Source organism: Candidatus Hydrogenedentota bacterium (assembly GCA_035450225.1).
Classification (GTDB): domain Bacteria; phylum Hydrogenedentota; class Hydrogenedentia; order Hydrogenedentales; family SLHB01; genus DSVR01.
The window spans coordinates 1-19,602 of the sequence record DAOTMJ010000063.1 but is presented as its reverse complement, the minus strand read 5'-3'; the positions used below and the strand labels follow the sequence as shown (position 1 = coordinate 19,602).

Genomic DNA, 19,602 nt, shown 5'->3' with positions numbered 1-19,602 from the left:
CCTTACCCCCAAGCCCCGCAAAAAACACCTCAAGACTTACTCAACTTCCGTTGAAGGGCGTTTTCGGCGGCGATGAGTTGCCCGCGCTTGTGTTCGAGAACATTCCGCAGGGCGGGGTCGGGCGTGGCGATAAGAAGGACGGCGCGGCTGGATTTTTCGCGTATTTCGACGGCGCCGTCGCGGAACGTCCATTTCACGTCGTGGAGGCCGTCGGCGTCCATGCGGAACACGTCCGCGATGTTTTGCAGGTAGGCGGGCAAGGGGAAACGCCATTTGGCGTTTCGGGGCGGGCCGAACTTGAACACTTTTTCGTCCGGATCCGGAACGTAGTCGAGATCGAGCGCGAACAGGAGCGCGGCGCGGGGTCCGCATACCGAGGCGAGATCCCAGTCGGGTTTGCCCTTGTTTTTTTCCCTTCGTTCGAAGCCGTGGGCGTCGCCTTCGAGGAGGAATTCGTCGAGCATGCGTAATTCGCGCCCGATGCGTCCCAGTTCGTCGAGGGTGTCGCGCCATTTGACGAGGGTTTTTAGGCTCAAATTGAACCAGTAGAGCGACGTAATGCGGGTGGAGACGGCATGATAGGCCTGCATGCGGATTTCGTCGGGAGTGGGGGAGGTGCGCTTGCGTCCGCCGTAGCGTCCCCATCCTTCGTGGGGTCCTTGCGACCATATCGCGCAGGGCATGGGGCGGTTCAATTCCCGGAGCGACCGGCACATGTCGCCGATGGTTTCGAGGGGCGCTCCCCACCCGATGCGCTGCTTGCCCCAGCGATCGTATTTGCGCCATGCGTCCGGCGACGGGGCCGTCACGCGGTAGGCGTCGTAATGCGGGAAATCGCTCAGTCCGGCGTAGTCCCGCCAAATGCGTTCCTCGCTGTGCGTGAGGGTGGTGGCCAGGCGTGTGACGGCGTAGGGATGCAGTTTTTCCCAGACTTCTTGCGGGGGCACGGGTCGGCCGCCGCCGTATTGCGGCTCGCCGAGGAACTCGACGGCGTGGATTTTGGGCAGCATTTCGTCGGTGTCGTAGATTTCCAAGGGGGTCATGGGGCCGAAATATTTGATTGGATATTTTTGATGGAGATCGGTGTCGCTGTAGCCCGGGGCAATCTGAAGATGCGCGGTATTGACGTGGAGGCGTTTGAGGGCTTTAAGGAAGACCTCCTTTGAGATCGGATTGCCGCCTCCGTTGACCCAGCCGCCGGAGATGTCGAAGCGTTCCGGCTTGATGCGCAAATGACCCCAGAGGGCGAAGGTCTCGCCGCCCGGACGCGCCAGCGTCACTTCGACCACGGCATAGGTCAGCGGCAATGGGCCGGTCTTTGCGAGGAAACCGCCGCGGTCGCCCGCCGCAATCGAGGCCAGCCCGCCGAACATTTCGATGGAGGACAGGGGCGGTTGCGGAAACAGGATGCGCGGCTTTTGGGGATCGGCCGGCAGCCACAGGCGGCACGCGGTCATTTTGACGGGATCGTCGCCCGCATTGGCGACATGGACGAACAGGGTATCGGGCTGAATAGCCGATTCCGGGCCGAGGAAAGTGATGGAGGAGATCCAGCAGGCCGGTTTGTCCAGCAACAGGTCCTTCGACAGCCACGGCGTTTCCGGCGGCCCGGCTTCGACATGCGGACGTCCGCCCGATCCGAATGGCGCGGTCCGCCCGTTGAAGGTCCAAACCGTGAGGGCGCCCGGCGGCAGTTCGAGGGTTTCGCCGGGCGTTGCGGCGGGCATGTCGTGCCATGCCCAGGCGTGGCTTGCCAGCAGATCGGCGGGTGTCTTGCCGTCGAACAACACCCGCGTTTCGGCGTTCATGACCAGCGGGGCCGTGCCGTTTGGGGCGTCATGGCGCAGAAACAATTGCACGCGCGCGCCGATGGCCGGTTCCGGATCGTGGGCGTAACGCATGGTGTCCAGCATGAAATGCGGGGCGACTGTCACGCCCGCGACCGCCAGCGGCGGCGTATCCGCGTGAGCCGCAAGGGCAAGGGAAGTTCCCAACGTAAACATGACGGTTCCCCATAGTGTGGATGCGTTCATGTAATTGCCATTCCTCTGTCGTTTTGGTTGCCTGATGCCCATGATTCAAAAACAACTGCGCCGAATCGGCAATCGGCGTGGCCAAGTCATGTGGATGTCATTTGACCCGGTAAACGGCCGCGTTCGGAAGCGCGAAGACACGTTCGAGTTCCGGAAGCGCCGCCGCATTGAAGCCTCCAAGCCGCCGTTCCCATGCGCCTTCCAATATGTACCGGACGCGGTATTGCGAAAGCAACTGCCGCTTGAAGGAAACGTCGTCGCGCTGCTCGAAAAAGCGGCGCGCCATCGTGTCTTTTTCCCAGCGGCGGGTGGTCAGATAATCATGGCCCGTGAAGGTTTTGTTGCCGGCGACGGCGCTGAGGATGGGACAGGTGACCGGCCCGGAAAACACGAGATCGCCGCGTGCGGTGTTTTGTTCGAGCCATTTCATGGCGGCATGCGTGTCGTTGTCGAGATAGTAATCGTCCGATTGCGTATCGAGCCGCGTGAAGAAACGGGCATAGACGATGCCGTTGGACAGGGAACAAGCCAAAACGAACACAATGGCCGCCAGGGCGGCGGTCCGGCGCGGCATCCAATCCAGCCGCAACGGGCCTGCCGCGACCAAAATGGCTGAAACCATGACGAACGAATAAAACGCGGATTCCTCGCCGGCGCGCACCAGCGGGTAGGCTTGCGCGATCAGAAAACCGAACATCCACCAGAGAGTCATGAGCAACAGCGCGGGGTCCATCGCGCGGAAGTGGCCGGGACCGGTGAAATACAACAGCGCAAGCAGAAACGGGATGCCGTACCAGATTGCATATTCGAGGAAACGCCCAGGGGGAACCTCGTATCCGCCGGCGCCCAGGGTGTGCGTCACGCTCAGATAGGCGTAGTACGCCACGGCCGGCGCCAGAAACGAACCCGCCAGCGCGAAGCGGCCGATGCGGGACCAGTCCCAACGGCCATCGCGGACATTGAGCACAAGCGGAAACGCGGCAAAGACCAGCGCGATCTCGAAAATCGCGTAGGCGCGCACCATGACGTTCGCCAGCGCGAAAAGTCCGCACCAGACAAACGGGCCCGTTCGTTTTTCGCGCTCGCCCGCCGCCGCGAACGCGAATGCGAGCGCAATGAAGGCGCCTGCCAGCATGAAGTGCGGCTTGTTCATCAGGTAGCCGAAATGGGTCACGCCCTCGATGTCGCGCATGACGATCGGCGGCGCGGCGTGGCCGGGGGGAATCGCCGGCAAGCCCATGTGCCTATACGCCCACCCGATCCATCCGAGTCCCGCCCCGAAGAGGATCAAACCCGATGCCAGCCGGCGTTGGAACACGGTGTCGAGACACTGGGCGGCGAGGAAGTAGATGGAGAAGACCAGCGCAAGCACGGCGGCGATGCGGTGAACATGAAAGATCGCTTCGAGCGACAGGCCGGTCCAGCGCGCGAGTTTGCCCACGATCCAATATTCGGGATGGAAATACCGGCGGGGCAGCGGTTCCGGCGTCAGTTTGTTCTCGAAGAGATGATTCCCTTCCTGCGCCTGCCGGATGAACATGTTGTAGCCGTGGGAATGCAGGGCGCCGCGTCCTATGAATCCCATGAAACGCGTGCCCGGTTTCGCATGGCTGTAGCCGTAACTATACGGAATCGAGCCGGCCAAGACAAAGAACACGGCTATCGCCGCGGGAAAGATCCATTCCCGTCGTTCGATGCGCCGTGTTTTTGTCTCACCGGACATGCCGGCCCTTCCCTGTTCCCGCCGCTGCAAAACCCTGCTGTTCATCGGCGAGTCCGCACGATATTAGATTAAAAATACCCTAGATCTTCCAATTGTTTTCGCATTTCGGGCGTGAGTTCGGCCGGCGGTGGCGGTTCCGATCGGTGCGGCCGTTTCGCGCATTCGGCCACGTACGCGTCGAGCATGGCTTTCAATTCACGCGCCTGGGCCGGATTATTTGCCAGAATATTGTTCTTTTCGCGTGGATCGGCCCGAAGATCGTACAGCGCCTCATACACGGTTGGGCCGAAGGGATCGGTTTTCGCGAAGGTTCCCACGCGGCATTGCGCAATCCACAGTTTCTGCTGTTTGGTGGCCTCGGCGCACCCTTCCGGGGTCAACCATTTCGGCGATGCGATGTATTTGTAGCCGTTGTGGATCAACGCCCGGACATTGCCGCGCGTTTCAAGCATCATTTCGGCGATGATCGGTTTTGAGGGCGGCGCAAAGACCCATTGGCCGTCGCGCTCGACGAACCACGCTTCCCCCGCAAGATCCGTCCGGTCGCAACGCACGCCGAGCGCCCGTGTCAGCGTCGGAAGGAGATCCACCAGTTTCACGCGATCGGCTATCCGGCCCGCCGGCGCCACGCCCGGCCGCCACAGAATCAGCGGCACATGCAGGACCTCCTCATAGACTGTCCAAGCATGCTCCACGAAATCGTGATCGAGAAATTCCTCGCCGTGGTCCGAGGTTATGATGACGATGGTCTTGTCGAGCACGCCCTGTTGGGCCATCCCGCGGAAGAGCGCCTCGATGGCGGCGTCCTGCTCGGCGATTTCGGCGTCATAGCGCAGCACCATGTCGTCAAACCGCGCTTCTCCGGGTCCGAATCCCTGCTTGATCAACTCATGGCAGACCGGCCGTACTTCCTGCATGACATTGATGGGGTTTGGAAACCGTTCTTTCGCGAAACGCAGATAGAACGCGTCGGGCGGCTCGTAGGGATCGTGCGGGTCGAGGTAATGCAGGTACATCATGAACGGTTTGTCCGATGCGTTTCCCGTGAAGGCCAAGGCGCGTTTCGACAAGTCCATGCCCGATCCGCTTGCGCCCCACGGCGTCGGCAGTCGTTCGTAATCGCTGAACCCTTTCGCGAAAACCGGCTCCTCGAAGACCGGCGTATCCGAGAAAAATCCGGTTCGATAGCCGGTTTCGGCAAAAAGTTCCGCGATGTTTTTCCGATCCGGATCGGGCTTGGCAAACCATCCCATGCCCACGGGATTTTCCGAGGGCAACACGCCGGATAAAATCGCCGAAACGGATTCGCGCGTGAAAGTCGAATGCGAGGAGGCCCGCTCGAACACAAGTCCCTGCGCGGCCAGGGAATCCAAAAAGGGCGTCGTGTTGCGATGATAACCATACGCGCCCACGTGGTCCGCGCGCAGCGCGTCAATCACGATGATCGCGACATTGTATCCGGCGGCGGATTTCAGGAGCCGGATCGGCTGTGCGGGTTGCGCGCAACCGGCCAGAACCAATGCGCAGACCGCGCATCCTATTACCATCATGGGCTTATTCATCACGAGGCCAGAGTACCACATGCCGCGATCAATTCCATAAGGCGGAAAAAACCGCGGGTCTTCGGCAGACGCGATGAAACGCCGTAATCATCCTCTCATTCGGCGCGTGTGCCTGCCGTCTGTTGATGGTTCAGACTACATAGGTGGAAGCGGATGTGGAACCGCCGCGTCCGGTCCAATTGGTGTGGAAATACTCACCGCGGGGCTTGTCCACGCGCTCATAGGTATGCGCGCCGAAGTAGTCCCGCTGCGCCTGCAGGAGATTGGCCGGCAGCCGTTCGCTTCGGTAGGCGTCGAAATAGGCAAGAGCCGACCCGAGGGCCGGCGCCGGAATGCCCAGCGTGACGGCGGTCGTGACAACGCGGCGCCAGGCAGGTTGCGCCTCTTCCACGACATTCTTGAAAAAGGGATCCATGAGCAGGTTGCCGAGTTCCGGATTGCGATCGAACGCTTCCTTGATTTTGCCGAGGAATGCGCTGCGGATAATGCACCCCCCTCGCCACATCAACGCGATCCCGCCATAATTGAGGTTCCATCCGTAGGTCTTTGCGGCGGCGCGCATGAGTTGGTAGCCTTGCGCGTAACTCACGATCTTCGATGCATAGAGGGCCTTGCGCAGGTCGTTGACAAACGCATCCTTGTCGCCGTCGAATTTTGCGTCCACCGGCTTGAACACCTTGGCGGCCGCGACACGCTCTTCCTTGATGGCCGACAGGCACCGCGCAAAGACCGCCTCGCCGATGAGCGTCAACGGCTGGCCCTCGTCGAGCGCGGCGATGACGGTCCACTTTCCCGTGCCTTTCTGGCCCGCGGTGTCGAGTATGAGGTCAACAACCTCGTTGCCCTCCTCGTCCTTGTATCCGAGAATGTCGCGCGTGATTTCGATGAGATACGAGTCGAGTTCCGCCGCGTTCCATTCCGCGAAGACTTTGTGCATTTCGGCGTTCGACATGCCCAGCGCCTGTTTCATGAGATGGTAAGTTTCGCAGATCATCTGCATGTCGCCGTATTCGATGCCGTTGTGGACCATTTTGACGAAATGGCCCGCGCCGCCTTCGCCGACCCAGTCGCAGCACGGCGTGCCGTCGGCCGTTTTGGCCGCGATCGCCTGCAATACGGGCTTTACGTGTTCCCACGCGCTTGGCGATCCGCCGGGCATAATCGAGGGGCCAAGGAGTGCGCCTTCCTCGCCGCCCGAAACGCCCGTGCCGATGTACCGGAACCCCTTGCCTTCAAGATATTGCGTGCGGCGAATGGTGTCCGGGAAATGGCTGTTGCCGCCGTCTATCACAATGTCGCCGGGGTCGAGATGCGGAAGCAGAAGTTCGATGAAATCGTCCACGGCCTTTCCGGCCTTGACCATCAGCATGATCTTGCGCGGTGTTTTCAAGTTGGCGCACAACTCCTCGATGCTGTGGCAGCCCACGATGTTTTTCCCCTTGCCGCGGCCGTTCACGAAGTCGTCCACTTTTGACACCGTGCGGTTGAACACCGCCACGCTGAATCCTTTGGATTCCATGTTTAGGACGAGATTCTCGCCCATGACCGCCAATCCAATCAGCCCCATGTCCATCTTTGCCATTGACGCCATTCTCCTTCTTGAGTGCTCCTGCAGGGCGGGCAAACCGAAAAACAACCCGCCAACCTGTTTACAGTCCGAAATCCGCGAGATCCAATCCGCGGGATTTCGCGAACGATCGCAAATCGCTCTGAATCAGTTTCAAACAAGCGCCGACCACCACGACATCGTCCAAGTATCCTACTACGGGAAGGAAATCCGGCACAATGTCGAAGGGATTGATGAAATAGAGCAGGGCCGCCGTGATGGCCGCCGCCGTCTTCCAGGGCACGTCGAATTCCTTCCGCCACCAGGCTTTCAGCATATCGTAAAGCAGCAGAATTTGGCGGCCAAGGTGTTTCCAGCGGACTTCCCGCAACAACGATTCAGCCTTTTGGCGTCCCTTGGCTTCCTTCGCCAGAACATGGCTTGTGTCTTCGCGGTCAATTTCGTCGAGGCTCTCCGCGTAGGCGTTTTCGATGATATCTACCTGCTCGGGAGTCAGGTCCTGCTTGCCTTTCATGATCTCTTTCCGCCTTTTCTGTCGCATGGCGTCCGTTCCTTTGGTTCCTTCCAAACTCCTGAACCCGGTGCCGCCGGGGTTGCCGCAAAGGGGAATTACGATACCAGTGCGGCGACGCGCTGCATGAAGTCGCCTATCTGGCCGCCATATTCCGGGGAACCGTCATTGACGACGTAGCCCTGCGCGATGGCCTGTACGGTATCCACGCTGTTGGAGAGGACTTTCAAGGCGGCGTCGGCGCCGTTGAACTTCATGTGGACGAAAGGTTTCCGGCGCGTGTAATAACCTCGCCCGGCTTTGGTCTTGCCGGCCTTGACGCGAAGATAGCAGGCGATGCCTTCCGGTTCGCACGACCACTGGTAAATGCGTTCCGGCTGTTTGGTGGTCCATTTGACCATGTCCGGATCGCCGGCCTTGTTCATCTGGCTCAAGGCCACGGCCACCATGTGCAGCGTCATCTTGACCTTGAGCGCTTTGCCCTCCGGCGTCTTGGGCAACACGTTCGGCATGAGAATTTTCAATGCCAACAGCAATTTGAACGTCTTGACGAGCAGTTTGAAGTTCGACCATCCACGAATGCGCGGCAATACCGGCTTGCCCGCAAACATGGCGTTCATCTTCGCCACGCTTGAAAACGAAAATGTGATATCCGCCTTTTCTGCAATCTCCGGAACGACGCGGTATTCGCCGTTGTTGAAATGCAAATACCCGCCCACCGGTCCCGATTCATCCTTGGCGGCAAATTGAATCGTGCCTGTGACGCCATCGAACATCTGTCGCATTTTCGCGTCGTCTTCCAACATCACCTTCACGACCGGCAACACCGCCCGGAAAATGATTCTCGATGCCAATAGATCACGTTCTCTTGCCATAGCAGTTTTTCCGTTTCCTTGCCAGACGTCTTCGCTCGAACCACAAAGTCACAAAGAAACAAAGGATTTTATGCGTATCTTCATACACCGTAATTTCAAAGGCCTGCATGCTTTGTGACAGCGTGTCTTTGTGGTGGCGGGCCAACCGCTTCTATATCTCGTCTTCCCAGTCTTCGTCTTCCTCAAAATCCCTGCCCATGACTTCCCGGACTTTCTCAATGATGCCGTCCGTGTCAATTTTATAATAATTGTGCACGTCTTCCGGATAGCCAATCACGGTAAATTCATCCGGAATGCCCACTTTCTGGAATGCGCAACCCTTCCCGCTTTCCGCGATGACGTCCGCCACGGCCGTGCCCATGCCGCCGATGACGTTATGGTCTTCAAACGTGACAATGCGGCGCGTTTCAACCACGGCCTTCAGGATGGCTTCCTTGTCGATCGGCTTGATCGTGTGCAGGTTCAAAACGCGCACGCTGAGTCCATCGTCTTCCTTCAGGATTTTCGCGGCCTGGACGGCGTGCAGCACCGATACGCCGCACGCTATCACCGTGATATCCGTGCCCGGATGCATCTCGACCGCCTTGCCGATTTCGAAATGGTAATCTTCCGAATCATAGGCGCGCGGCTCGAAGCCCCGTCCAATGCGAATGTAGACCGGTCCCTGAATGTCCATGCAAGCGCGGACGGCCTTGGCCGTCTCGATGCCGTCGGCGGGAACGATGACCGTGAGGTTTGGAAACGCCCGCACGATCGAAAGGTCTTCGATGGCATGATGTGTGGCGCCGGCGGGACCGAACGAGGTGCCTCCGTGCGTCGCGATGATTTTGCAGTTCAGCCGCTGATAGCAGATGTCTGTCCGAAGAAATTCGCAGGCGCGCATCGAGGCAAACGCCGAGAAGGTCGAGATGAACGGCGTAAGGCCCACTTTGGCCATGCCGGCGCCCACCGCAAACATGTTTTCCTCGGCGATGCCGAAATTGAAAAAGCGTTCAGGAAATTTTTTGCCGAAAGCGCCGATTTTGGTTGACTTTGCGAGGTCGGCGGACAGGCCGACGATTTCCGGATACGCCTCGCCGAGGTCGCACAACGTGAGGCCGTAGATTTCGGCTTGGCTCAGTTTGTCCGCATCGTAAACGGTCCAAGTCAATCCTTCTTTGCTCATGTCCGATTACTCCCCGGTCCCGATGGATGCTTTGGCCTTTTCGATCAATTCGGCGCTCAGGCCGCCGTAATGCCATGCCGCTTCGTTTTCCATGAAATCAACGCCCTTGCCCTTGACCGTTTTTGCCACAATCATGAACGGCCCTTCCTTGTATGCGAGACCTTCCTCGATGGCGTTCGCCAACTGATCGAAGTCGTGTCCGTCAATTTCCCGCGTTTTCCAGCCGAACGCCTCCCACTTCTTCGCGAGCGGTTCGAGACTCATGATGTCCTCGGTGCGCCCGTCAATCATCAGACTGTTGCGGTCCACAAATCCGATCAGGTTGCCCAGTTTGTAATGCGATGCCGACATGGCCGCCTCCCAAATCGAACCTTCATTGCACTCGCCGTCGCCGCACACGCAATAGACGGTTTGGGGCTTCTTGCGCAGGCGCAGGCCGAGCGCCATGCCGACCGCCTGTGATAGTCCATGGCCCATCGAGCCGGTGGAAGCATCCACCCCCCGGACCTTGAGGCTGTCCAAGTGCATGCCGTAACTCGATCCGAAATGGTTGAATTCCTTGAGTGATTCCGGATCGAGATAGCCCCGGTTGGCCAGGACGACCGCATGTCCCACCCCGCCGTGGCCCTTGCTCAGCACGAACCGGTCCCGGTCGTCCCAATCGGGATTCGCGGGATCGATGCGCATGTATTTCCAATAGAGAATGGTGAGGATATCCGTCATGCTGAGCGATCCGCCGATGTGCGATCCGCCTGCCCAGCCGGTTACGTCCACAATGTCGCGCCGAATTTTTACCGCCTGCTTGCGCAACGCGCTCCGTTCCGCTTCCGTCAATGCCATGGCTTGCTCCCTTGCCTTTTTCATCCAAAGATCGAGAACGCGGTAATATTCTTCACAACCGCCCTACTACTGTCAATTTTGAAATAGTTGCGCGTCGGGGCGGCGAAAAGAAAAAGCGTTTTTATTGTTTGCTTTTTCCCATGCCTTGGGATATTATCATTTCGGCGATAGGAGGCATAGGTGATAGACGGTAATGGCAAGGACGGAATTTGCCGGGAGCCGGTTTCAGACAAATCCGGGGGTGGGTGCTCCTGATGTCGGATGTGTCGAGCAAGGCGGAACTACGTGCGATTGAGGCCTATCGTTCGCGGTGCATGGAAGAACGCGGGCGTTTCGTGAGTTTGGAAGAAGCGGAATCCGAATGGTTGGCCCTCTATGCTGTCCAGTGGCGCGAGCAACGCCAGCGGGAGATGTTGAAACGCCAGCGGGAAGAAATTTTGCGGCACAAGTGGATCGAGTCTGAAAAGGCGCATCGGGATTTGGGAGCGGAAGCCGCCTTGGATTGGATTAAGCGATATGCCGCGGATTGGCGCCGATGGTATGAGGCGGAATCGGAGAAGGAGCAGGAACGGGACGGGCAGTGGGAAGGACCGCCGAATCAAAACGGCGCATGAAAGGGGCCTGCGGTGCAGGTAAAAGTTTCCTCGGAAATCGGTAAGTTGCTGGATGATAGCGCGGCGATTTGCTGCCAGCGGAATCATGTGTTCGTCGGGGTGGACCACCTGTTTGACGCCATTATAGACTCGCCGCAACTGCTTCCGCCGGCCTTTGCGCAGCGCCATCTCGGCGATCTTCAGAAAGTGGCTCGCGAAGTGGGCCGTCAGGGGTGGCGGGGCGCTACCAATGCCATGAGCGGAGAATTGTTTTACACGCCGCGCTGTGCGAATGCGCTTAGCAACGCATCCAAACTGGCGGATCGCATGCGGCAGGGCGCTGCGCGGTCCGGGCACTTGCTCATCGCAATTCTTGGCGATCCCCAGAGCGCCCCCAGCCGCGTGATGGACAACATGCAGATCCCGCGCGGAGAACTGCTCAAACTGCTCCGGAATGAACTACTCAAGATGGCGCCGCTGGGGCCGCCACCCCGGGCCATGACGCATCCGCCTTCTCCTGCACAACCCCAGGGCGCCGCGCCCGCGCCGGCGTTTCGGGAAGATGCCGCGCCCGCGGCCGATCGCGCCGAAACGCCCGGCGGCTTGGTCATTGAAAATATTACGCGGGATCTGACGCAGGCCGCCCGTGAGGGCAAATTGGAACCCGCCATCGGACGAGATGAGGAAATATTCGAAATTCTCCAGATTCTCGCCCGAAAGGGCAAAAACAATGTGATGCTGCTGGGTGAGGCGGGTGTCGGAAAGACCCAGATCATCGAGGGCATGGCGCTGGCAGGGGCCCAGGGCGCCATGGGCGGCATGCTCAGTAATTACCGGTTCCTCGAATTGAACATCGGCGCGTTGATGTCGGGCACGCAGTACCGCGGCGCATTCGAGGAGAAAGTGCTGGCCTTGATCGAACAACTCAAGCGTTCGCCTGAAATCGTATTGTTCATTGACGAGGTGCACCTGATCATGGGCGCCGGTTCGACGGACGGCGATTCGATGGACGTGGCGAATCTGCTCAAGCCGGCCCTTGCCCGCGGAGAATTGCGCTGCATCGGCGCGACCACGCTCAACGAATACCGCAAGTTCGTCGAAAAGGATCCCGCCATCGAACGGCGATTCCAGATGGTCCGCGTCGAGCAATTGTCCGAATCTGCAACCCTGCAGGTGTTGGCGAAATTGCGGCCGTCGCTTGAAAATCACCATCGTGTCAAGATCAGCAGCCGCGCCATCGAGGCGGCCGTGGCATTGACGCAGCGCTATATGCCCAACCGCAATCTGCCGGACAAGGCCATTGACGTGCTTGATCAGGCCTGTGCGCGGTACCGCCTCAAAGTCATCGCCGCGGCGAACAATCCGGCTATGCTGCAAGGCACGATGCTGCCCGGCGCGGGAGGCCAGGAAAAGGTCACGCCACACGACATTCGCAAGGTCGTCAGCCAATTGACCTCGATTCCCATCGAGGAAATGACCTCGCAGGAGCGGTTGTTCCTGAGCGATCTCGAACGGCGTCTCAAGCAGCAACTTATTGGACAGGACGAGGCCGTATCGAAAGCCGTGGCGGCGGTCAAGCAATCGCGCGCCGGTTTGGCCGATCCTAACCGGCCCCAGGGCGTGATGTTGTTCCTCGGACCGTCGGGCGTCGGAAAGACCCAACTCGCCAAACTGCTGGCCGATGCGCTTTTTGGTTCGGTCAATCATTTAATTACGTTCGACATGTCCGAGTATACCGAGGAACATACCGTATCGAGATTGCTGGGCGCGCCGCCCGGTTATGTCGGGGCCGACGAGGAAGGGCGGTTGAGCGCCGCCGTGCGCAACGCCCCGTTCTCGATATTGCTCTTCGACGAAATCGAGAAGGCGCATCCACGCATTTTCGACATTTTCCTTCCCATATTCGACGAGGGACGCCTGAAGGACTCGCATGGGCGCGACATCAATTTTAAAAATTGCTTCATCATCCTGACATCCAACATCGGTGCGGAAATCCTTCGGCGGTCTGAATCCGACGCCGATCGCAAGCAACTCATGGAAGAACTTCGTGGCCATTTTCGCCCGGAGTTCATCAACCGGATAGACGAAATCATTCCATTCTATCCGCTGCTATTCGAGGACGTGCGCAGCATTTTGCAATTGTCGCTGCGTGATTTGCAGAACCGGCTCAAGGAAAAAAACATCGGTCTGAGAGTCTATCAGCGGGCCTACGAGCATCTGGCGAAGGAAGGCTACAGTCCCGAATACGGCGCCCGCGAACTTCGCCGCGCGGTCAGCCGGTTGATCATTTCGCCGGTCAGCGACATGATGATTGACGGGAAATTCCAGGCCGGCGACACGATTCATGTCGTGATGGAAGACGGCAAGTTGACGTTTCGGAAGGATGCGCCTTCCATGAACGGGGGAGCCTGATTCGCATGACAAGTTACGACGACTGTTTCATCATCGTGAACGGCCCGGAAGACGGAACCAGTTTCCCGGTGGTTCGCGCGCCGTTTTATATCGGCGGCGACACAAGTTGCGCCGTGAACGTGCGGCTCGATCCGGCCGTAAAGGCGGTTCACGCGCTGGCGACCGTGGTGCCGGAAGGATACCGCATCCGGCGCGTGGATACGGCCCCCGTTGTGGTGGACGGCAAGAAAGCGGGCATGATGATTTCACGCATCGTGCGCGCGGGCGGCATCGTGCAGGTCGGCCAGACGCAGCTTTGCTTGCAATGCGCGCCCGATGGCCTGGCCAGCCGAAGCCATGGGATCGTCACCGAAAACGATCTGACTTGGGCATTGCGCAAGGCCGGCGAAAAACTGCTGGCGATGATCATGGATTTTCTGGGATTCGCCCAGCGGATCTTTGGCCGCCTGCTGGGCAACTGGGTGGCGATGGCGGCGGTGTTGGGCGCGATATACGTGCTCTCGCCGTGGGTCCGGGGATGGGTAAATTACTACGTGATTTCTCTGTACCACTATGTAATCCGCAACATACTGCAAATGGCCGGGCACTAATCGCCTTCGATCGCCGATACCATTTTTTTACATTCCGCGCAAACGATGTCAAGCCCAGACGATGCGGGTGGTCTCGTGTTTATTGGCCAAATCACGATGATGGGGAATCGCGCGCACCATGAACCCGAGGCGGCCCGTCTTTGTGCAGGGAATGGCGCCGTCGAAACGCCATGTTCGCTCGCCAAGTTCCTTGGTGCAGCGCATTTCCACAGTGCTGCCTTCGGGAATATGATCGGCCGGGTCGAGATCGCCGTAATACAGTTCGACAACGACATCGTCCTTGTCGAGTTCGTCGAGATAGATTTCCGCGGTTACATCGAGCGACGAACCATAGGCGAGATTTTCGGTCGGCCCGGTGGTGATATGGGTGAAATGCACGCGTTCCCAGCAGGTCTCGATTTTTTGTTTCCATGCGGACAGGGCCAGGGAACGCTTGCGCTTGTCGGCACGGAGAATATTTCGCCGTAGCGTGCAGGGAATATAAAAGCGCTCCGTGTATTCTTGGACCATGCGGTTCGTGTTGAATATGGGGCAAATGGTCCGGATGGCGTTCTTCATTCGCGCGATCCAGCGGCGGGGCAGTCCGTCGCGTGCGCGTTCATAAAACATGGGCACGATCTCTTTTTCGAGAATTTCGTACAAGGCCTCGCTTTCGACATGATCCTGCTCGTTGGGATCGGAATAGGCTTCGCCCCGTCCGATGCTCCAGCCGTTTTCGCCGAGCGATTCGGCTTCGCACCACCATCCGTCGAGGACACTGATATTAAGCGCCCCGTTGGCGGCGGCCTTCATGCCGCTGGTCCCGCTGGCTTCCAGGGGACGCCTCGGCGTATTGAGCCAGCAGTCAACCCCCTGCACCATGTAACGCGCGACGTTTATGTCGTAGTTTTCGATAAAGACGAGCCGGTTTCGGATTTCGGGACGCCGCGCGAAATGGATAATTCGTCGGATGAGTTCCTTGGCCTGCGAATCTTGGGGATGCGCCTTGCCGGCTATGATGATTTGCACGGGCTGATGCTCGTTGGTCATCAGGCGCACCAGGCGTTCTTCATCCATGAGGAGCAATGTTGCCCGCTTGTAGGTCGCGAAGCGCCGTGCAAATCCGATGGTCAGGACCTCCGCGTCCAAGGCTTCGTTGGCCGCGGCCACTTCGGCCGACGGCGCCCCGCGGTGCTGCATCTGGGCGACGACCCTGCGGCGGGCGAAACTGACAAGGCGTTCGCGGCGGCGCTCGTGCGTGCGCCAGAGTTCCGCGTCGGGCACATCGTCAATCCGTTTCCAGACCGTCTGATCGTCCGGGTTGGAAATCCATTCGGGACCGATGTAGCGATCGTAAAGGATGGCCAGATCGCGTGAAATCCAAAAGGGAATATGGACGCCATTCGTAATTGAAGTGACGGGAACTTCGTTGACGGGGATGCCGTCCCATATCCGCATCCACATGGCGCGCGCCACTTCCCCGTGGAGTTTGCTCACGCCGTTGGAAAAGGTCGAAAGTTTAATGGCCAGCACGGTCATGCAGAACGGTTCGCGGGGATCGCGCGGGTTTTGCCGGCCCAACGCAAGCAGTTCATCCATCGAAATACCCACATCCGCGCAATATTTTGAAAAATAGTGCGCTATCATTTCGGGAGCGAACATATCGTTGCCGGCCGGGACGGGCGTATGGGTTGTAAACACGCTGCCCGTTTTGACGGCTTCCGCCGCCTGGCGGAAAGTCAATCCTTCCTTCTGGACGAGATCATGAATGCGTTGCAACGTCATGAAGGCGGCGTGGCCCTCGTTCATGTGATAAACGGTCGGTTTGAGGCCAAGTGCTCGCATGGTCTTCACCGCGCCCATGCCGAGCATGATCTCCTGCCGAATGCGCATGTCGCGGTCGCCCTGGTACAGGCGCGCGGTCAATTCGCGATCATCCTCGTGGTTCGCGTCGAAATCACAATCGAGCAGATACAGCGGAACCCGGCCGACCTGGCACCGCCAAATCCGCGCTTTGACCACCCGTTCGGGATATTCGATTTCGATGGTCATTTGCCTGCCGGATGCGTCAAGTTCCCGCTCGATTTCCATGTTGTAGAAGTCGTTTTGTGGAAATCGTTCCTGCTGCCAGCCGTCGGCGTTCAGGTATTGCGTGAAATACCCTTCCCGGTAAAGCAGTCCGACTCCGACAAGCGGCATGCCGAGATCGCTGGCCGATTTCAAATGATCGCCCGCCAGCAGTCCCAGCCCGCCCGAATAAATCGAGATGGATTCGTGCAGGCCGAATTCCAGGGAGAGATAGGCCACTCCGAAGCCTTCGGGGGCGTTGGGATTTTTTTCCGCCCAGGTGTTCGAGTGCATGTATTTGTTCAGGCGGTCCGCCACGCGGTCCAAATGCGCCAGAAAACTGTCGTCGCGCGCGAGCGCATCAAGCCGCGTCTGGCTGACTTGGCCGAGCAATTGCCGCGGATTCTGATTGCAGTCAATCCAGAGTTCGCGGTCCACGCGAATGAACAGTTCAATGGCTTCCGGGTCCCAGCACCACCAGAGGTTGTTTGCAATGGACAGCAAGGCGTCCAGCCGCGGCGGCAGTTTGGGAACCACCGTATAGGTTGCTACGTGGGGCATGTGGAGATCTCCCTCGTCTCGTCGAAACGTGGTTTTATCCCGCCTATACTATCGCTTTCCGGTCGAGAAAACCAAACGGCGTGAAAGAGTCCGAACTATCGCAATCGTTGTTGGAGTTCGACAACGACTATCGGCTGTGAGCGCCGCATTTCGCCTTCGAGGAGGATTCGCGGACTGCGATCCGCAAGCAATGGCATCTCTTCCTTGAAGACAAGGGCTCTTGTGGCGGAATCGGGAATTTTCGAGGGATGGTCCACCGCGACGAAGGGGCGATCCGCGTAAAAACAGGCATTCCAATAGCGCCCGTAAACGGTGCTGTGGACCGGCGTGTCCGCGGGCAGGATTCGGGCGAGTTCCGCGCCGGTTTTCCGGCTGCCGGTTTTTTCCGCGCGCGATTCCATGATGCCGATTCGGACCACTCCCGCAAGCAACAGGACGACACCGGCCACGATAACGGACTTGCGCGAATCGAACCAGCGAGCCAGCGGCCGGGCAAATACAATCCCGGCAGCGATGGCCGCAAGGGGCGCCACCGGCAGCACATACCGCACGCGACGGCCGTGTATCCACAGCATGACGAATCCGGGGAGCGTTCCCGACAACAGCCGGCGCCGCGCCGATTGCCCTTCAGGGTGTTCGGGACGGCGGAACACCCACCCAATCAACGCGAGCGTTCCCGGCAACAAGCCGCCGAGCACGCCGAAGGGAAACACAAAGAATGATTTCAAGGAAGCCTCGGCCGTTTCCTCAAAGCGTCCCGCGCCGACTTCGCCGGCCCAGACCTGCGCCGCGTTCGCGAGATCCATCCGCCGCGCCAGGAAAGCGATCCATGTCCCCACGATCGCCGCCGCGACGACAACAACCGCCGCATGCTGCACGGAAAGCAGCCATCGGGCGCGGCGTTCCCATGCGAGCCAGACGGCCAATGCAAGATAGTAAAGCGCGGGCGCCGCGGGGCCTTTCGTGATTATCGCCCAGCCGAGGAAAAGTCCGGACAGTACCGCCGCGGCATAATCGCCCGGGCGTCTTACGGCGCGCCATGCCAGCGCGATGGACGCGAAGACCTGAGCCATGAAGACAGCGTCAATCTCACCGAGTTGTCCTTTGCCCCATACCTCGGGCATGACGAGCATCGCCACGCCGCCCACGAGGGCATGGCCGCCGCTTGCTCGGGCGATTTTTCCCGCCAACAAGGCGCAAATCAAGACGGACAAGGCCGACGGAATGCGTATGCTCCACTCGTTGAACCCGCCGAACAGGCGCGAAGACGCCATCAACACCCAGTAGTATCCGGGCGGTTTGGTCAGGTAGGGCTGGCCCTGAAAAACCGGCATGGCCCATTCGCCGCGCGCCAGCATTTCGCGGGCGGTTCCCGCGCGGCGTCCTTCCTCGTGGTGGAGTTCCGCCGTCCCCAGGCATGGAAGGTAGAGCCATGCCCACACGACGAGGATAAGCACCCATGGCCGGCGTCCGGCCGTTTGTTGCACCCAGGCCGTCATGACGGGCTACTCCGGCCTTTTGCGCACGGGGGGCGTGCGATATTGCTTCGGATCGATGCCGTGCTTGTCCACGCGAAGCCCCATGATGCGTTCGGTCAACCCCAGCGCCTTCGCGGCTTTGGCCTTGTTGCCCCGAGCGTTTTTCAGCGCCTCGATGATCATGTCCCGTTCAAGGCTGTCGAGACTGTCTTGCAGGGTGTTTCGGACGATTGTCCCGGTCGCCTCGGCGGTTTGAAGCGTCGGCGGGAGGTGATGGCCGTGCACCACATCGTCGTTGGTCAGCAAGACTGCGCGCTCGATGCAATTCTCGAGTTCGCGGACATTTCCCGGCCAATGATAGCGCGCGATCATGTCAATGGCCGACGTGGATATCCGCCGGACGCTCTTGTTGGCCAATTTGCCGTATTTTTCGACAAAAAAGTCGGCCAGCAGCAGGATGTCCGTCCGCCGTTCGCGCAAAGGCGGGATGTGAATCGGGAACACGTTCAGCCGGTAATACAAATCCTGCCGGAATTGGCCGGATTCCATGAGGCTTTCCAGATCGCGGTTGGTCGCCGCCAGCACGCGGACATCCACCCGCAAGGTCTCCGTGCCGCCGACCCGCTCGAATTCACGCTCCTGCAGAACGCGCAACAGGCGGATTTGCGTTGTGGGGGAAAGATCCCCGATTTCGTCCAAAAAAATCGTGCCGCCCTGGGCCAGTTCGAACCGGCCCTTTCGTTGCGCGATTGCCCCGGTAAAGGCCCCTTTTTCATGTCCGAACAGTTCGCTCTCGATGACCGATTCGGGAAGCGCGGCGCAGTTCACGCGGATGAAGGGCTTGGCGGATCGCAAACTGTTGTAGTGGATGGCGTGCGCGACCAATTCCTTGCCCACGCCGCTCTCGCCCCGGATCAGGACCGTTGCGTCGCTCTTGGCCACCTGAGCGATCATGTTGAAAACGGTCTGTATGGCGCTCGAATTGCCGATCATGTTCGTCGGACGGAACCGTTCGCGCAATTCCTCGTTCAGCCGCGTATTTTCCTCGAGCAGGCGCTCGCGCTCTTCCTCGATTTCGCGGCGCAGCCGGACCGCCTGGGCAATCATGGACGCGATGATGGTGAGCAGGCGCATATCCTCGTCCAGCGTGACGGAATCCGCGAAAAGGCGGTCCACGCTGAGCGCGCCGATGGTCTCGTTTCCGATTTTGATGGGCACGCAGATAAAACTGATGTCTTCCCGGGGAAGATTGCGCGCGCGGGTCCGGTTCAGGAACAAAGGCTCTTCGGACACGCGGGGAATGACCATCGCGTTGCCCGTTTCGATTACGTGTCCGGTCACGCCCTCGCCCGGCTTGTAGCGCCCGCGTTCGAGTTGCTTGTCCGAAAGACCGTGCCCGGCCAGGATCGAAATTTCGCCCGTGTTGCGGTTCAGCAGCGTCAGCGTGCCCCGCAACATGCCCGTGTGCCGCGCAATGGCCTTCAAAACGCTTCCCAACTCGTCGCGAAGGTCCATCGAACGGTCGAGCGTCTGGCTTATCTCAAACAACAGCGAGAGTTCGGAAACTTCCCGCCGAACTTCATCCGGTGAAATGGTCATTGTGGGCGATGCCTTGCCATAAAGTATGCGAGGGGATGCTAAGTGAC

General features: G+C 59.3%; 13 protein-coding genes and 1 pseudogene. 3 read left to right on the top strand and 11 right to left on the bottom strand.

The window, feature by feature from the left end:
• Positions 1-29: 29 nt before the first annotated feature.
• The 8 genes and pseudogenes from P5540_18690 to P5540_18655 all read right to left on the bottom strand — a co-directional run bounded on the left by P5540_18690 (position 30) and on the right by P5540_18655 (position 10,276).
• The gene (locus P5540_18690; GenBank protein HRT66845.1) at positions 30-2,033 is read right to left on the bottom strand and encodes a hypothetical protein; all 2,004 of its coding nucleotides are present in this window, start codon (positions 2,031-2,033) and stop codon (positions 30-32) included.
• 97 nt (positions 2,034-2,130) lie between these two features.
• Positions 2,131-3,756: a hypothetical protein gene (locus P5540_18685; GenBank protein ID HRT66844.1), complete on the bottom strand. Its 1,626-nt coding sequence runs from the start codon at positions 3,754-3,756 to the stop codon at positions 2,131-2,133.
• A 68-nt stretch (positions 3,757-3,824) separates the two neighbouring features.
• Positions 3,825-5,306 (bottom strand): sulfatase-like hydrolase/transferase, encoded by a 1,482-nt coding sequence (locus P5540_18680; protein ID HRT66843.1) that lies wholly within the window; start codon positions 5,304-5,306, stop codon positions 3,825-3,827.
• Between the two features lie 142 nt (positions 5,307-5,448).
• Complete coding sequence (gene gnd / locus P5540_18675) at positions 5,449-6,900, bottom strand: decarboxylating NADP(+)-dependent phosphogluconate dehydrogenase (protein HRT66842.1); 1,452 nt, start codon at positions 6,898-6,900, stop codon at positions 5,449-5,451.
• Between the two features lie 151 nt (positions 6,901-7,051).
• Positions 7,052-7,150 (bottom strand): annotated as a pseudogene (locus tag P5540_18670) (DUF1232 domain-containing protein).
• A 344-nt stretch (positions 7,151-7,494) separates the two neighbouring features.
• Positions 7,495-8,271, bottom strand: coding sequence for a hypothetical protein (locus P5540_18665; protein HRT66841.1), 777 nt, complete (start codon positions 8,269-8,271; stop codon positions 7,495-7,497).
• Between the two features lie 151 nt (positions 8,272-8,422).
• Positions 8,423-9,436, bottom strand: coding sequence for a transketolase C-terminal domain-containing protein (locus tag P5540_18660; GenBank protein ID HRT66840.1), 1,014 nt, complete (start codon positions 9,434-9,436; stop codon positions 8,423-8,425).
• Between the two features lie 6 nt (positions 9,437-9,442).
• Positions 9,443-10,276, bottom strand: a complete 834-nt coding sequence (locus P5540_18655) for a transketolase (protein ID HRT66839.1) — start codon at positions 10,274-10,276, stop codon at positions 9,443-9,445.
• Positions 10,277-10,530: 254 nt separating this feature from the next.
• Between P5540_18655 and P5540_18650 the strand changes: the two genes are divergently transcribed.
• Genes P5540_18650 through P5540_18640 form a run of 3 tightly spaced genes read left to right on the top strand, consistent with a single transcriptional unit; the run spans position 10,531 to position 13,871 of the window.
• On the top strand, positions 10,531-10,890 hold the full coding sequence (locus P5540_18650; protein HRT66838.1) for a hypothetical protein: 360 nt from the start codon (positions 10,531-10,533) through the stop codon (positions 10,888-10,890).
• Positions 10,891-10,935: 45 nt separating this feature from the next.
• Positions 10,936-13,281 (top strand): ATP-dependent Clp protease ATP-binding subunit, encoded by a 2,346-nt coding sequence (locus P5540_18645; protein HRT66837.1) that lies wholly within the window; start codon positions 10,936-10,938, stop codon positions 13,279-13,281.
• Positions 13,282-13,286: 5 nt separating this feature from the next.
• Positions 13,287-13,871, top strand: coding sequence for a hypothetical protein (locus P5540_18640; protein ID HRT66836.1), 585 nt, complete (start codon positions 13,287-13,289; stop codon positions 13,869-13,871).
• Between the two features lie 48 nt (positions 13,872-13,919).
• Here P5540_18640 and glgP read toward each other — a convergent pair whose 3' ends face one another.
• The 3 genes from glgP to nifA all read right to left on the bottom strand — a co-directional run bounded on the left by glgP (position 13,920) and on the right by nifA (position 19,555).
• Complete coding sequence (glgP, locus tag P5540_18635; GenBank protein HRT66835.1) at positions 13,920-16,478, bottom strand: alpha-glucan family phosphorylase; 2,559 nt, start codon at positions 16,476-16,478, stop codon at positions 13,920-13,922.
• A 95-nt stretch (positions 16,479-16,573) separates the two neighbouring features.
• Entirely contained in the window at positions 16,574-17,977 is a 1,404-nt protein-coding gene (locus tag P5540_18630; protein ID HRT66834.1) for a glycosyltransferase family 39 protein, read from the bottom strand.
• Between the two features lie 6 nt (positions 17,978-17,983).
• A complete protein-coding gene (nifA, locus tag P5540_18625; GenBank protein ID HRT66833.1) occupies positions 17,984-19,555 on the bottom strand; it encodes a nif-specific transcriptional activator NifA in 1,572 nt (523 codons plus the stop codon).
• Positions 19,556-19,602: the final 47 nt, after the last annotated feature.